General features: G+C 67.5%; 10 protein-coding genes and 1 tRNA gene. 2 read left to right on the top strand and 9 right to left on the bottom strand.

All coding sequences use genetic code 11. The features are described 5' to 3' along the window. The 6 genes from pknB to Q3866_RS06630 form a co-directional block, all read right to left on the bottom strand. Positions 1-1,770 (bottom strand): Stk1 family PASTA domain-containing Ser/Thr kinase (pknB, locus tag Q3866_RS06655; protein WP_301830551.1); only part of this gene is annotated, 1,770 nt, incomplete at its 3' end. Positions 1,771-1,947: 177 nt separating this feature from the next. Further along, on the bottom strand, positions 1,948-4,815 hold the full coding sequence (locus tag Q3866_RS06650) for an FtsW/RodA/SpoVE family cell cycle protein (protein ID WP_301830549.1): 2,868 nt from the start codon (positions 4,813-4,815) through the stop codon (positions 1,948-1,950). A gap of 1 nt (position 4,816) precedes the next feature. Continuing rightward, the gene (locus Q3866_RS06645; protein WP_301830547.1) at positions 4,817-6,181 is read right to left on the bottom strand and encodes a Stp1/IreP family PP2C-type Ser/Thr phosphatase; all 1,365 of its coding nucleotides are present in this window, start codon (positions 6,179-6,181) and stop codon (positions 4,817-4,819) included. After that, on the bottom strand, positions 6,178-6,591 hold the full coding sequence (locus Q3866_RS06640) for an FHA domain-containing protein (protein WP_293673081.1): 414 nt from the start codon (positions 6,589-6,591) through the stop codon (positions 6,178-6,180). The genes Q3866_RS06645 and Q3866_RS06640 overlap by 4 nt, the downstream gene beginning before the upstream one ends. 1 nt (position 6,592) lies before the next feature. Continuing rightward, positions 6,593-7,813: an FhaA domain-containing protein gene (locus Q3866_RS06635; RefSeq protein ID WP_367881380.1), complete on the bottom strand. Its 1,221-nt coding sequence runs from the start codon at positions 7,811-7,813 to the stop codon at positions 6,593-6,595. After that, on the bottom strand, positions 7,806-9,587 hold the full coding sequence (locus tag Q3866_RS06630; RefSeq protein WP_301830544.1) for a serine/threonine-protein kinase: 1,782 nt from the start codon (positions 9,585-9,587) through the stop codon (positions 7,806-7,808). Before Q3866_RS06630 ends, Q3866_RS06635 begins: the two co-directional genes overlap by 8 nt. A 192-nt stretch (positions 9,588-9,779) precedes the next feature. Here Q3866_RS06630 and Q3866_RS06625 point away from each other — a divergent pair. Further along, positions 9,780-9,866: transfer RNA gene (locus Q3866_RS06625), tRNA-Leu, on the top strand. 538 nt (positions 9,867-10,404) lie between these two features. Here Q3866_RS06625 and Q3866_RS06620 read toward each other — a convergent pair. Then, entirely contained in the window at positions 10,405-10,623 is a 219-nt protein-coding gene (locus Q3866_RS06620) for a DUF6724 family protein (protein WP_301830542.1), read from the bottom strand. A 146-nt stretch (positions 10,624-10,769) separates the two neighbouring features. Here Q3866_RS06620 and serS point away from each other — a divergent pair, with 146 nt between their 5' ends. Next, positions 10,770-12,056 carry a serine--tRNA ligase gene (gene serS, locus Q3866_RS06615; RefSeq protein ID WP_293673466.1) on the top strand — a complete coding sequence of 429 codons (1,287 nt, stop codon included), beginning with the start codon at positions 10,770-10,772 and terminating at the stop codon, positions 12,054-12,056. Positions 12,057-12,212: 156 nt separating this feature from the next. On the opposite strand, the gene Q3866_RS06610 is transcribed toward serS, so the two are convergent. Then, on the bottom strand, positions 12,213-13,112 hold the full coding sequence (locus Q3866_RS06610) for an MBL fold metallo-hydrolase (RefSeq protein ID WP_367881379.1): 900 nt from the start codon (positions 13,110-13,112) through the stop codon (positions 12,213-12,215). Further along, a complete protein-coding gene (gene pbp4b / locus Q3866_RS06605) occupies positions 13,109-14,842 on the bottom strand; it encodes a penicillin binding protein PBP4B (protein WP_301830540.1) in 1,734 nt (577 codons plus the stop codon). Before pbp4b ends, Q3866_RS06610 begins: the two co-directional genes overlap by 4 nt. Between the last annotated feature and the right edge of the window lie 104 nt (positions 14,843-14,946).

Here is a 14,946-nt window from a genome sequence, read left to right as displayed (position 1 = left end):
GTTGCCGCCCGTGGTACCCGAGTTGTTGCCGCCCGTGCTCGTGTTGGAGCTGGGCTTGGGACCCTTGGAAATCACAAGCGTGATCTGCGTGTCCTTGCTCTGGCTGCCCGTGGGGCTCTGGCTGATGACGCAGTCCTTCTCGACGGAATCGCTGTACTCGCGGTCGACCTTCACGTTGGTGAAGCCGGCGCTCGTGAGCTCGCTCTGGACCGTAAGGTAGTACTCGCCCGCGTGGTTGCCCGCATCGGCCTTGCCAACGCCCGTGGAGAGGTGATACGTGATCGTGTCGCCCTCCTTGGCGTCGCTGCCGGCGGCCTGGTCCTGGCTCGCGACCTTGCCGTTCTCGACCTCGGACGACTCTACGGACTCGCCCACGGCGCCCTTGAGGTTGAGCTTGGCCAGCGCCGCCTCGGCCTCGGACGGCGTCTTGTTCTTGAGGTCGGGCACGGTGACGGTGGCCGCGGGCTTCTTGCCCTTGGAGAACACGAGCGTGACCTTGGTGCCCTTGCTGCACTGCGTGTCGCGCGCAGGGTCCTGGCTAATGAGCTTGCCCTCGTCGATGTCGTCGTTGTACTGCTCGGACGTGCTCACGATGTAGAAGCCGTCGCCGGCCTCGGCGAGCTTGGCCGTGGCTTCGTCCTTGGTCGTGCCCTCGAGGTTGGGCATAGCCTTGGTGGTCGAGCCGTTGCCCATGATGGCCATGGCGCCGCCCGCGATAAGCGCGATGGCAACGATGACGCCAATGACGATGGCGGCAACCTTGCCCTTGCCGCCCTTCTTCTCCTCGGGCACCTGCATGCCACCCTGCGTGGAGCCGGAGGCCGAGATGCGGCCGGTGGCCGTGGGGGTCACGGCGGCGCGGGGCATGGCCTGCGTGCGGCCGCCGGGCGTGCGGTTGAGCTGGGAGGTGGGCGCCGCGGTGATGAGCGAGGTGGCCTCGCCCAGGTTCACGATGCGGCCCGCGAGGTAGTCGTTGAGGACGCGGCGCAGCTCGTCGGCCGTCTGGAAGCGCTCGGCCGGGTTCTTGCGCATGCACTTGAGGATGATGCCCTCGAGCGTGGCGTCGATGTTGGGGTTGATCTGGCTGGGTGGCACCGGCTGTTCGTTGACCTGCTTGAGCGCCACCGAGATGGCGTCGTCGCCGTCGAACGGCACGCGACCGGTGGCGGCCTCGTACATCACGATGCCCAGGGAGTAGAGGTCAGACTGCGGACCAAGCTCCTTGCCCTGCGTCTGTTCGGGCGAGACGTAGTGGGCGGTGCCCAGCACCGAGTTGTCGGCCGTGAGGTGGCTGTTCTTGGCGCGGGCGATGCCAAAGTCCATCACCTTGATGTTGCCGTCGGGCTGCACCATGATGTTCTGCGGCTTGATGTCGCGGTGGATGATGTCGTGCCCGTGCGCCACGGAGAGTGCCTGGCAGATCTGCGAGCCAATCTGGGCCACCTTGCGGCAGTCGAGTGCACCATGGCGCTTGATGCCGGTCTTGAGGTCGGTGCCGCGCAGGTACTCCATCACGATGTAGTATGTGTCGCCGTCCTTGCCCCAGTCGTAGACGCCCACGATGTAGGGGCTCTGGAGTGCGGCGGCCGCCTGGGCCTCCTGCTTGAAGCGAGCCGCGAACGACGGGTCGGCCGCATACTGCGGCAGCATCGTCTTGATGGCGACCGTCCTGCCGAGCACCTCGTCCAGGCCACGGTAGACGGTGGCCATGCCACCGATGCCAATCTTGTCCTGGACGGTGTAGCGTCCGCCGAGAACCCTATCTGCCATGCTCTGCTCCCATCGAGTACTCGCGCCCGCTGGCGCGCCATTGTTCAATCATCGCATCAAATGCCTGTCGCGGGGCTGTCAGTTTGTGCCTCCGCGGAGTTCGTGTTCGTCGTGAGGCCACGGCCGCGAGGCCGGCTTCAGGACAGGCGGGTGTAACCCGCGAATCTCGTGCCGTCATCACTGATCACTTCCCTGGGCCTGGGCGTTCAGGGACTTGGAGAGCACCTGGCCGGCGAGCTGGGCGGCCAGGCCCGAGACGTCGTCGGTGTCGGAGCCCTCGAGGTAAACCGAGATGGCCAGCGTGGGGCTGTCATAGGGGGCAAAGCCGATGAACGCAGAGTTCACATGGCCGCCCTGCTCGGCCGTGCCCGTCTTGCCCGCCACGCGCGCACCGCGAACCTGCGCGGCAACGCCGGTTCCGCTCTGGACAACCTCGAGCATGGCCTCCTTGACCTGCTCGGCCGTCTCGGCGGTGATGGCCTGGCCCAGGCTCTTGGGGGCCGTGGTGCTCACGGTGACGCCCTCGGGCGACAGCACGTGGTCGACGACGTAGGGGTTCATGACAACGCCACCGTTGGCGATGCCCGCGGCGATGACCGCCCCCTGCATCACGGTGACCTGCGGGCCGGCGGGGCTCGCGTGCTCGCCCACGGGCTGGCCGGCGCCTGCCCAGGCGGTCTCCCACTCGGTCATCTCGCTGGGATCGGGCATGAGCGAGGTGGCGGTGGAGAAGTCCTGGCCAAGCGAGGTGCCAAAGCCAAAGGCGCGGGCGTAGCGCACAAGCGTGTCGGCGCCGAGCTGCGTGGCAACCTGGCCGTACGAGGTGTTGGACGAGTGGGCGAAGGCGTCGCGCAGGTTCGTCTCGCCAAAGTCGTCGTTGTGCATGTTGGTGACGGCCGCTCCGCCAATCTCGATCGACGCGGGACCCGAGATGGGCGAGTCGAGCGTGAACTGGCCGGAGTCGAGCGCCGCGGACAGCGTCACGGTCTTGAACGTGGAACCCGGGGTGTACAGGGCGCCCGTGGAGCGGTCGAGCAGCTCGCCGTTAGAGTCGCCGCCCGAGAGGATGTTGGAGATCTCGCCGTAGGTGAAGGTGGGCGAGGAGGCCTTGGCGAGCACCGCGCCCGTGCTCGGGTCGAGCACGGCGATGGCGCCCACGTGGCCCTGCAGTGCCTCCTCGGCGGCCTGCTGGATGCGAGAGTCGAGGGTGAGCACCACGGAGTTGCCCGGCTGGCTCACGCCGGCGAGCGAGTAGAGTGTGCTCTGCCAATTGGAGTAGTCGGCGTGGCCGGTGAGCGAGTCGTTCATCGAGGCCTCGACGCCCGTGGCGCCGTATTGGGTCGAAAGGTAGCCCACAGTGTGCGCCGCGAGCGAGCCCTGCGGGTAGGTGCGCACGTAGGTGCCGTCTGCCTGCTTGAGCGATTCGGCGAGCGTCACGCCGTCGGAGGTGAGGATGGCGCCGCGCTGCACGTAGGCGCTGCGGGCGATGGTGTGGTTGTTGTTGGGCATCTCCTGGTAGTCTGCGGCCTTGATCACCTGGATGTAGGTGAGGTTGGCGATGAGCAGGGCAAACAGGATGGCGAAGAACGTCACGAGCGAGGTGAGGCGGTTGCTCAGGGCAACGCGGCCCAGCACGCCACCCTCGGGTGTGCCCAGGCCAAAGCTCGCGCGGGCGTGCTTGCCCTGCATGGTGGCCGCCTGGCCGGTGGCTCCCAGCGCCGCGAGCGGCGAGGCCGCGCTCGTGGTGCCGTCGCCTGCGGGGAGGGTGCCGCGCCCCGTGCCCTCGTCGCCGGCGCGCAGCAGCAGCGCCACGACGATGAAGCTCGAGAGCAGCGACGAGCCGCCCTGGCTCATGAACGGAAGCGTGACGCCCGTGAGGGGCAGGAGGCGCGTGACGCCGCCTACGATGAGGAAGGCCTGGAACGACAGCGACGCCACGAGGCCCACGGCCGTAAAGGCGCTCATGTCGCTCTTGGCGCGCGCCGCGGTGGCAAGGCCGCGGATGGCGAACAGCATGAAGAGCAGCAGCACGGCCGAGCCGCCCAGCAGGCCCATCTCCTCGGCGATGGCAGAGAAGATGAAGTCGCTCTTGACGACCGGGATGAGCGTGGGCATGCCCTTGCCGATGCCGGCTCCGGCAAGGCCGCCGTCTGCGATGGAGAAGAGCGACTGCACGATCTGCAGGCCCGAGCCGGACGGGTCGGCGAAGGGGTCGAGCCAGATCTGGAAGCGCACGCGGACGTGGTTGAACAGCTGGTAGCAGAGGGCTCCGCCAATCGCGAGCAAAACGAGGCTCACGAGCACGTAGCCGATGCGGCCCGTGGCGACGTAGAGCATGACCACGAACATGGTGAAGAAGAGCGCCGCGCTGCCCAGATCCCTCTCGAAGATGACGACGAGCAGGCACATGCCCCACATGACGAGCATGGGCGTGAGCATGCGCAGGCGCGGCAGCGTGAAGGGACCCACCTTGTGCGAGGAGGCGCTCAGCAGCTCGCGGTTCTCGGACAGATAGGCCGCGAGGAAGACGGCGATCAGCACCTTGGCGATCTCGCCGGGCTGAAAGGAGAACGAACCCACGCGAATCCACAGCTTGGAGCCGTAGATCTCGGTGCCCACGAGGGCGGGCAGCAGCAACAGGGCCACGCCCGCGATGCCAATCGTGTACTTGTACTGGGCGAGGCGGTCGAGGTTGGGGACGAGCGCGAGCACGCCCACCATCGTGGCGACCGATACGAAGAGCCAGACCACCTGGCCCGTTGCGTCCTCGGGGGCAAGGCGCGTCACGAAGGTGATGCCGATGCCCGAGAGCACGAAGACGATGGGCAGGATGGCCGGGTCTGCGCCGGGGGCAAACACGCGCACGCCGATGTGCGCCGCGATGAAGGCCACGATGAGACCGATGGGCACGGCGAGCGTGGTGAGGTTGAGCTCGGCCCCGGTGTTCATCACGTACATGGAGTAGAGGAGCAGCACCGGGATGGCACCCGTGCACAGCAGGAGCAGCTCGGTCGTGCGCCTGGAACCTCCGATTGCATGTGCCATGTCACTCGCCTCCCTGTGCGTTCTGCGGCTGCGCGGCCTCGGGGCCCGCGTCTCCCGACTCGCTTCCAACCGAGCCGTCCGTGCTCTCCGACTGGGCGTCGGACGCGGCCTTCTGGGCCTTCGCCTGCTCCTCCTCGATCTGGGTGGCGTAGGCGCTCACGGTGCTGCGGGCCTTGTCTACGTTTTCGACCGTGATGCCGCTCGCGAGCTGGTGCTGCGTGGCCTCGGGCAGGTCCTGCAACTTCACGGTGGTGGTCTCCTCGAGCTCCGACAGGGGAATGCCCAGGAAAGAGCCACGAATGCCCTTGTAGATGCCAACGTTTCCGGCGTCGGTGCCGATGTACCAAGAGTTGTTCACGATGAGCGCGAGCACGATGCCCGCGGCGACGACGAGGCCCGCGATGGCGCCAAGGCATCCGAGGACGGCGCGACGGCGCGCCAGGCGCCTCTGCTCCTCTCGGCCGTCGCTCACGACGTCGACGACGATGACCGACACGTTGTCGTGGCCACCCTCGGCGAGGGCGGCGCTCACGAGCTCGTTGGTGCAGTCGATGGGCGTGGCGCTCGAGACGGCGAGGGCCTCGATCTGGCTGTCGGGCACCATCGAGGAGAGGCCGTCGGAGCAGACGATCACGCGGTCGCCGCGCTCGACGGCGAGGGTGAAGTGGTCGGCGTACATGTCGGGGTCGGAGCCCAGGGCCCTCGTGATGATGGAGCGCGAGGGGTGGACGCGCGCCTCGTTGGCCGTGATCTCCCCGGCGTCGACGAGCTCCTCGACATAGGAGTGGTCGTGCGTGACGCGCACGAGGGTGCCGGCGTGCAGCAGGTAGATGCGCGAGTCGCCCACGTGGGCCACGGCCATCTGCGTGCCCTCGATGAGGCAGCAGCTTGCGGTGCAGCCCATGCCGGGCTTGCCCTCGCCCGTCTCGGCACCCTGGATGACGGCCTCGTTGGCCGCCTCGACTGCAGCGCCCATCAGCGCGTCGTCGGCGTGCTCGGGGGCGTGGCTGGCAATCGTGCGCACGGCAATGGCGCTCGCGACCTCGCCGGCGGCGTGTCCGCCCATGCCGTCGCAGACGCCAAAGAGGGGGTTGCGCACGAGGTAAGAGTCCTCGTTGTGACTGCGGACCAGGCCGACGTCGGTGCGGGCCGCCCACGAGAGGCGCGTGTCTGCGCCCATCTCGACCCCGCCGCCGGGACGCGCGTCGAGGTCGATGGCGGTCTGGGCCATGGGCGTCATGGGCGCCGTGTGCCTTGCGCGGCGCGCCTCGGCCAGCCCCTCCGCCGCGTGCGCCATGCGCGTGACGATGGGGATGGGGCCCGTCGAGCCCTTGCGTCTGGGGATGTCCTGCTCGACGTCACTCATCGGCGGCTCACCCTCATGACCACGTCGCCCACCTGGACCTCATCGCCGTCGCGCAGCGTTACGGGGTCGATGATGGCGCGCCCGTTGACGAGCGTGCCGTTCGTGGAGTTGAGGTCCTCGAGCACGAGCGCCGGTCCCTGCAGCGTGAAGCGTGCGTGCGTGGACGAGACGAACGGCTCGTTGATGACGATGTCGCTCGACTGCGAGCGACCCACGACCACCGGCCCCAGCATGTCGACGTGCAGGCCGCGCAGGTTGCGCGGGCCCTTGTCGACGTCGACGCACCAGATCGCGGCATCCTTGCGCTGGCCCTTGACGAGGCCGATGCCCGTCTTCATCACAACGAAGAGGAAGAGGTACAGGATGGCCACGAGGGCGATGCGGCCTATGAAGAGGACGAGGTCGATCATGCTAGTTCTCCCGGAACTCGAGGTTCGTGAGGCCCAGCGTGATGAGGTCGCCATCGCGCAGGGGGCACTCGTCGACGTCGACGTCGTTCACGAGCGTGCCGTTGGTGGAGTTGAGGTCGCGGATGCGCCAGCCCTGGCCGTCGAAGCTGAGCTCGGCGTGGCTGCGCGAGACGTTGGGGTCGCGCAGCAGCACGCCGCCGGGCGTGCGCTCGCGGCCGATGATGGTGCGCGGCGCCGAGGCTGTGAAGGTGCGGCCGGACTGGCGGTCGATGAGCAGGCAGGTTGCGGCTGGGCGAGCCGGTGAGGCCGGGGCCACGCGGACGGTCTGGGGCGCCGCGGTGGGAGTCGGCGGGGCAGAGACGGGCGCTGGGGCCGACATGGGAGCGGGAGCGGGCGTGGGCACCGCGGCTGCGGGCGCCTGCGCTGCCGGCGCGGCAATGTTGGGAATGGCGGGCGGCACCGGGGCGGCGACGTGCTGCGCACCCGCGACGGGCTGCATGCCGGCCGCGGGGCGCATGGCGGGCACGGGCTGAGCGCCGTAGCCGGGGGTCATGGCCGGGATGCTTGCCTGGCGTGAGCCGGCAAGCGGCACGCTCTCGTAGCGGCGCGCGGCCGCACCGCGGGCGAGCAGGGCCTGCTCGGCGTCGAGCACGGCCTCCTGGGGCATGACGTCGAGGCCCGCCTCCATGCTCGTGAGGGGCGTGGCGGCGGCGGGCTGAACAGCGGGACGCACCGGCATGGCTGCGGCGCGGCCGTTCCTGCTGGCGGCGCCTCCCAGACCGTTGCCGTGCGAGGAGCCAGCGCCCAGGAACTGGGCCTCCTCCTCGCGCAGGCGGTTGAGGGTCTGGGCGTCGACGTTCTCGGCGAAGACGGAGAACTTGCCGCTCTTGAGCGAGGGATCTGCCATGAAGCGCACGACGGGCTTGCCCACGAAGACGTAGCCCTTGTCCTGGGCCTGGCCCTCGATGAACTGGGCGGTCTCGCTGGTGAGCTGGGCGTAGAGCGGCCTCATGGCGAGGTCGTCCTCGCTCGACACCAGAATGGTGTAGAGGGCGGGCGCCGTGTCGACGCCGTCGATGACGAAGGTCTCGGCCTCCATTTCGCGCGCGGCCTTCTTGGCGAGCTTCTTGAAGGAGAACGGGGCGGTGAGGCCCTGGGCGGTTGCGCCAAAGAGTCCTCCGACGCGCTGCTCGAACACGTTTAGAAAGTTCACGCTACTCATCCTCCGCAAGACTCGGCAGGGGGCCGAGGGTCGAGATGACAATGATCACAAGTACTGAACAGCCTAGCGCAACGCCAAGGTCGCCCGCGGCGGGCGGACCCCAAACCCCGCCATTCTCCACTCGTGCGGACAGCAGCTGGGTGCCCACGAGGGTGGCGAGGCACGCAACCTGACCCAGCATTCCCCGTGCCCCGCCTCTTCTGGCGCCCAGGGCAGATCCCAGCCAGGCGGCCAGTGCGCATCCTGCGAGACAGATCCATGTGGCGGGGCTCGTCGCGAGGTCAAGCGCGGCCTGCGCGAACTGCTCCCCGTCCGGTGCCGTGGTGGCGAGGGGCATGAGACGCCCCAAGGCGCCTCCCAGGAGTGCGGTTGCCAGCGCCACCTGGGGCTTGAGGGCGCCCGCCGCAAGCGCGGGAGCCGCGTAGGGCGAGCAGAGCGCCGCGGGCATGAGCAGGGCTGCGGGGCCCAGGCGTTGGCCTGCGGCGAAGGCGACGTGCCATGCCACGAGCCCGGCCGCGGCGAGCAGCGCCACGAGGAAGGCAGGCGAGTACATGCCGCCGCACAGCATGGAGCAGACAACGAGCGCGCTGGCCACCATGCCTCCCACGCTGGGCAAAAGCCCGCTAAGAAGCGCGAGCGCGCCCGCGGCGACAAGCTGGCAGGCGGCAGGCGGCGCGTCGATGCCCGCCGCAAGCGCGAGCGGGGTGGCGACGCGTGCGGCCACCCCGGCGCAGGCGAGGGCGACGGAGCCTCTCGCGCAGAGGCCGGGGAGCCAAGGCCAGCGCTCGCGGGCGCTCACGTGGGCAGCCTGCTCCCAGGCCTCGGCGTTGGGGTCTGGCTCGCCGTTTGCCTGGGCCACGAGCGAGGCCACCGAGGCGCGCCCCTCGTCCTCGTCTCCCAGGTAGGGAACGACCTGCTTGGCAAGCTCGCCCGCCGTGTTGGGCCGCTCCGAGGGGTCTGCCGAGATGGCGCGGCCCAGAAGGTCGCTCACCGGGCCCGCCAGCTCGCCCTCGACCTTACCCAACGGCTTTGCGCCGCGCTCAATCTTCTTGCGCGACGTCTCGGCGTCCTTGGCCGCGAAGGGGCTCGTGCCCGTGAGCGCCTGATAGCACACGACGCCCAGCGCAAAGATGTCCGTGCGCTCGTCGACGAGACCGCCCTCGAGCTGCTCGGGAGGCATGTAGCCAACGGTGCCGCCGCGCGCCCCCTCCCAGCCGGCCACGCTCGAGAGGCTCGCCATGCCAAAGTCGCCGAGCTTCACGATGCCCGAGCCGTCGATGAAGACGTTGGAGGGCTTGATGTCGAGGTGGAGCACGCCGTTTGCGTGGGCAAAGTCGAGTGCGGCGGCAAGGCTCGAGAGCACGTGGGCACACTCGTCATAGGTGAGCACGCCGCCCTCGACGCGGCTCATGAGCTCGGCCAGGGTGAGGCCGTTCACGTATTCCATGATGAGATAGGCAACCGAGCCCTCGACCGCAAAGTCGTGGACGGTGACGATGTTGGGGTGCGTGAGGCGCGAGGTGATGCGGGCCTCGTCGAGCGCCTCGGCCAAGGTGGAGGAGGACATGCCCGGAGCCGCCGTGAGCGGCATGCACTTGATGGCGACCCTGCGCTCGAGGCGCGTGTCCCAGCAGACGTGGACCGCGCCAAACCCACCTGTGCCGCGCGTCTCGACCACGCGGTACCTGGCCAGCAGCAGGGGCTGCTCGGCCTGGGGCTGCGCCTGTTGGGGCGGCGCCGCCCAGCCCATCTGTGTGGGGTTGGGGTCCTGCACGGCCTTCCTCGTTTCAGCTGCGTGTGCCGGTGCGAATTCTCGGCACGATTTTACCCCGTATTGGAGGCGCAGCTTATGTGGGGAGAAGGGCGCCCATTATGCGAGGGACGGCACTTTGGTCCTTCTCGGCACATTTTTCAAAAAAGTTCTTGCGTGTGAGTTGGGGCATCGGGTAATATCAATCCTGCATTTGCGGGCGTGGCGGAATTGGCAGACGCGTACGGTTCAGGTCCGTATGGGGGCAACCCCATGAAGGTTCAAGTCCTTTCGCCCGCACCATGAATTTGAGAGGCTCCGGTTCGCTGGAGCCTTTTTTGTTGCCGAAAAGGGCCGCGAGGCCGTCGCTCTTCTCGGCAACAATGCTATTGGGGCCATTGGTGCTTCCCACCCTGTGGCCATTGACGTTCTTTTTTGGGGGGGTCGCTGACGCCCCCGACTTCGATGTCCTGCTTCTTTCGCATAGATTCCGGCCACTCGAGCACCCATATCTACGCACCAAAAACTTTGAGCACCCGCTTTTACGCGCTCAGAGGGCTTCTAGCACGTAAAAGCGGGTGCTCGATGGTAGACGAAGCGCAAAGGCGGGTGCTCGGTTGGTGCCGATGTGTAGAGGCTGATATTCGGTTGGTGCCGATGTGTAGAGGCGAGTGTTCGGATGGCGGCGGTGCGTAAAAGCGGGTGCTTGGCTGATTGGCCCGTGTGGCAGTGATCGTTTGCCCTGCGTCTGCCCGCAAGCTTCGGCTACTGCTTGCTACGCCTTGTAGTGCTGCGCCGACTCTACATATCAGTAGGGCGCGGTCTCCCGCGCCCCTAGGCCTTACTTGTTGTCGTCGTCAAAGAGCGACCAGCCGCTCTCGTCGTCCGTCTCGTCATCGTAGCAGTCGAAGTCTTTGCGTGTCTTGCGCTCGAGCAGAAGCGCCGCGATGAGGAAGCCAACAAGAATGACGCCGAGCAGGACAAAGACGCCCTCTCGCGAGCTAAAGAGCCAGGTAAAGATGCCTGCGATATCCACCGTGAGCCGCCCTTCCAGCGTCATTTTCGCCAATGTGGCAATGGTGCGCGTGTTCGTCATTAACGGTCATAAGTATATACTTGGCTACCAGTTCATCCTGCGGGTCTTATGCCCGCATGAGGCGAGCGGCATTCAGCCGCGCGTCCAGACGGCAACGAGAGGTTACTCACATGCTCGACATGAAGTTCGTTCGCGAAAACCCCGATGCTATCGATGCTGCCATGGCGAACCGTCAGTCCAGTTGGGACCGCGAGAAGTTCTTTGAGCTCGATGACGAGCGTCGCGCCGTAATTGGTGAGGTCGAGGAGCTCCAGGCCACGCGCAACGCCGAGTCCAAGAAGATTGGCGCCCTCATGAAGGAGGGCAAGAAGGACGAGGCCGAGGCCGCCAAGGAGGCTGTCCGCGAGGTCAACGAGAAGATCGAGGGCCTGGCCGAGCGTCGCACCAAGCTCGAGGCCGACCTCTATGACTTCATGGCCCACCTGCCCAACATCCCGTGCGAGGCCACGCCCGTGGGCGTCGACGAGACCGAGAACATCGAACGTCGTCGCTGGGGCACCCCGCGCGACTTCGAGGCCGAGGGCTTCGAGTTCAAGGCCCACTGGGACCTTGGCATCGACCTCGACATCCTCGACTTCGACCGTGGCAACAAGCTCTCCGGTAGCCGCTTCACCGTGCTTGGTGGTGCCGGCGCCCGCCTCGAGCGCGCCCTCATCAACTTCTTCATCGACACGCACACGGCCCGCGGCTTCAAGGAGTGGTGGCCGCCCATCGTCGTCAAGCGTCAGACCATGTTTGGCACCGGCCAGCTCCCCAAGTTCGAGGATGACGCCTACCACGTGTCGGGCGACAACTTCCTGATCCCCACGGCCGAGGTCGTTCTCACGAACCTCCACGCCGGCGAGGTCCTCGACGCCGATACCCTGCCGCGTCGCTACACCGCCTTTACCCCGTGCTTCCGCGAGGAGGCCGGCTCCGCTGGCCGCGACACCCGCGGCATCATTCGCCAGCACGAGTTCGACAAGGTAGAGATGGTCAAGTTCGCCAAGCCCGAGGAGTCCGACGCCGAGCTCGAGAGCATGACGCACGAGGCCGAGTACCTGCTGCAGCAGCTGGGCCTGCCCTACCGCGTCATCTCGCTGTGCACCGGCGATCTGGGCTTCTCTGCCCGTCAGACCTACGACATCGAGGTTTGGCTGCCGAGCTACAACGCCTACAAGGAGATCTCCTCCTGCTCCAACTGCGGCGACTTCCAGGCCCGCCGCGCCAACATCAAGTACCGCGACCCCGAGAACTTCAAGGGCACGCGCTTCCTGCACACGCTCAACGGCTCCGGCCTGCCCGCCGGCCGCACCATGGCCGCCATTCTCGAGAACTACCAGAACGCCGACGGCTCTATCACGGTGCCCGAGGTCCTGCGCCCCTACATGGGCTGCGACAAGATCGAGCGCGCGTAGCGTTCGAGTGGCATAGCTCCGCACAAGCTGGCGGCCCGTCTCGGAATACTCCGGGGCGGGCCGCCTTTTGCATGACGGTAAGTTGTGGGCGGCTCGCGGACCAGGCGGCGGGGCGAGACACGCGTGGTCATCGGGTTCGCGTGGCTCGCTGGCTCCCTACCAGATGGTCATGGGCTTGTCCTGGCCGGCGGCGCAGATGGTGAGCGCGCCGTCTGGCGTGCGAGCCTCGGTGAACGTGGTGTTGGCCGCTTCGGCGCCAACCGCCGCGGCGAGCGTGCGCACCGCGATGCTGGGACGGTTGTTCTCCTGCGAGAGGTGCATAGCAACCACCGTCTCGGTTGTGGGGCCCGTGAGCTCGCGCAGCGCGGCCGCTGCCTGGTTGTTTGACAGGTGGCCATGGTCGCCCGCCACGCGCTCCTTGAGGATGGCGGGGTAGGGGCCGGTGGCGAGCATGCGCTCGTCGTGGTTGCTCTCGAGGGCCAGGATACGCACGCCTCGCAGCAGCTCGAGCGCGCGGTTGCCCAGCACGCCCGTGTCGGTGCAGTAGCCCAGGCTGTCGGCGCCTGCGCTCGTCTCGCAGTCGAAGCGCAGGCCAAAGGGGTCGGCCACGTCGTGCGAGGTGGGGAAGGTGCGCACGCGCATGCCGCAGGTCTCGAACTCGTCTGTGCTGTTCACCAGCTCAAACGGCAACGTGGCGAGGTACTTGCGCCCGCTGGCGGTGCCGGCTGTGGCAACGAGCCTGCCGGAGTAGCGCTTGCAGAAGACGGTGAGGCCGCTCACGTGGTCGCTGTGCTCGTGCGTCACCACGACGCAGCCAACGCGATCCATGTTGACGCCCAGCTCGTCGGCGCGGCGCAGCAGCTCGCGGCGGCTCAGGCCGTCGTCGATGAGGACGCTTCCCTGCGGCCCCTCTACCACCGCGGCGTTGCCCTTGGACCCGCTCGCCAGAACATGCAGGTGCATGAGCGGCGCCAGTGGGGTGGCCTCCTGCGGCCAGGGCAGGTCTAGGTCGCTTGCGGCATCGTGCGTGCCAAACTCGGTCTCCCATCCGTTCACGCTCGCACACCTCGCTCGCGGGCAACGCTCTCGAGGGCGGCGAGGTCTGCTCGGTCGGGGGCGGTGTCAAAGGCCCCGCCGCCGGTGAGCTCAGCGCGCTTTGCTCGCACGAGGTCTGCAAGCAGGGCGTCCGCCGCCTCGGCCGAGGTGTGGAGTGCCTGGTAGACCAGGGTGGGAACGATGGCGTAGCGCCCGGCGAGGAAGTGGCAGCCCACGAAGTCGTTGGGGTCTGTGGCGGGGTCGAGCACGGGCGTGTTGCGGCGGCTCGTGAGCCAGGCGATGGCAAGGTGGTTCACGGGGTCGATGAGGGTAAAGGTGCCGGTCCAGCCGGTGTGGCCAACGCTCGCCGTGTCGGGTACTTGCGAGAAGATCTGCGTGTAGCCGGCGTGGGCCTTGCGGCGCCAGCCCAGGCCAAAGGTGGGGTCGGTGTCCTTTGGCTTGATGAAGCGGTCGAGGGTGTCCTCGTCAAAGAGGCGCACGTTGCCGTAGCCGCCGCGGTTGACGATGACCTGCATGAGCACGGCAACGTCGCTCGCGCAGGAGAAGAGGCCGGCATGGCCCGAGACGCCGCCCATCACGTGGAAGGCCTTGGCGTCGTGGCACTCGCCCTGAACGGTGTGGCGGCGCACGCCCTCGAAGCCCACCGCGCCATCGCGCGTGTTGCCCATGAGCTCGGTCGCCGCACAGTCATCCTTGGAAAAGCCGTGCTTGAGAGGCTCGAACGTGGTGCGGGCAAGCCCCAGGGGCTCATAGATCTGCTCACGCACGTAATCGTCGAGGCGCCGGCCGGTTATGGCCTCGACCACAAAGCCAAGCAGCATGTAGTCGACGTCCGAGTAACGCGTGGCGGTGCCGGGGGCGTACTCGAGCGGCGTGGCGATGATCTTCTCGAGCGCCTCATCACGGCTCTGGGTAAAGAGGACGGCGTTGGCGCGGCTGCCGGCCACGACCTTGTGGAGCTGGGGGTCGTAGTCGACGTTGTGGTAGCTGGGGTCTGCCGGGAAGCCCGCCTGGTGCTGGAGCAGCTCGGTGATGGTGAGCTCGTCCTTGCCGGGAATCGCGGCGCCCGGCTGGTCGCGGAACTCGGGCAGGTAGTCGCGCACGCGCGCCGCGAGGTCGAGCCTGCCCTCGCTCGCGAGCTTCTGCAGGGCAAGGTTGCAGGCATACATCTTGGTGTTGCTCGCCATGTCGAAGAGCGTCTCGTCCGTGACGGGCCTTCGCTCGGCGGCCGGGAGGGGCGTGCCATCTGGCAGGTAGGAGTTGGTGGCCCCGTAACAACGGCGGGCGATGATGGCGCCGTCTTTTGCCACGACGAGCTGGCCGCACGAGAAGCCGGCCTTGACCTCGGCGTTAATGACCTGGTCGAGCAGGGCGAGCGAGGGGTTGCTCTCCCAGGCGGCGGTGTCGTCGCGAAGGGTTGGGTAGGCAATGCGCACCTCGATGGTGCCCGCGTTGGCCTCGAGGGTGCTGACCTGCAGGTAGTTGTCGCCATTGACGGTTGCGTGGGCGATGCTTGCGCGCACCCAGCCCTCGGCGTCTGCCTTTCCTGCGAGCGAGATGGGCGAGCCGTTCACAAAGACGCGGAAGGCGTCGGGGCGCTGCGCGCGCGCCTCGATGGCGCCCTGGCCCTCGAAGCCCACGAAGGTTCGCGTGGCGTTTGTGGCGAGCGAGGCGTCATAGTCTTGCTCGCCTGGCGTTGCGGGGCAGCAAAGTTCTAGCTGGTATGCCATGGTTGGCTCCTTATGTGTGTCGCTAGCTGCGGCGAATTGGTTGTGAGGGGAGTGTCGGGCGGCCCCTCGTGGTCGTACACTAGACAAGCCAATAGGATAGCCCG

Source organism: uncultured Parolsenella sp., assembly GCF_958346945.1.
Classification (GTDB): Bacteria; Actinomycetota; Coriobacteriia; order Coriobacteriales; family Atopobiaceae; genus Parolsenella.
This window is presented reverse-complemented; position numbering and strand designations above follow the sequence as displayed.

What these genes read in the sequence shown, in the direction of transcription:
- Q3866_RS06635 (WP_367881380.1), bottom strand. Translation starts at nt 7,813, where the DNA reads ATGAGTAGCGTGAACTTTCTAAACGTGTTCGAGCAGCGCGTCGGAGGA.
- Q3866_RS06620 (WP_301830542.1), bottom strand. Translation starts at nt 10,623, where the DNA reads ATGACGCTGGAAGGGCGGCTCACGGTGGATATCGCAGGCATCTTTACC.
- Q3866_RS06640 (WP_293673081.1), bottom strand. Translation starts at nt 6,591, where the DNA reads ATGATCGACCTCGTCCTCTTCATAGGCCGCATCGCCCTCGTGGCCATC.
- pbp4b (WP_301830540.1), bottom strand. Translation starts at nt 14,842, where the DNA reads ATGGCATACCAGCTAGAACTTTGCTGCCCCGCAACGCCAGGCGAGCAA.
- Q3866_RS06645 (WP_301830547.1), bottom strand. Translation starts at nt 6,181, where the DNA reads ATGAGTGACGTCGAGCAGGACATCCCCAGACGCAAGGGCTCGACGGGC.
- serS (WP_293673466.1), top strand. Translation starts at nt 10,770, where the DNA reads ATGCTCGACATGAAGTTCGTTCGCGAAAACCCCGATGCTATCGATGCT.
- Q3866_RS06650 (WP_301830549.1), bottom strand. Translation starts at nt 4,815, where the DNA reads ATGGCACATGCAATCGGAGGTTCCAGGCGCACGACCGAGCTGCTCCTG.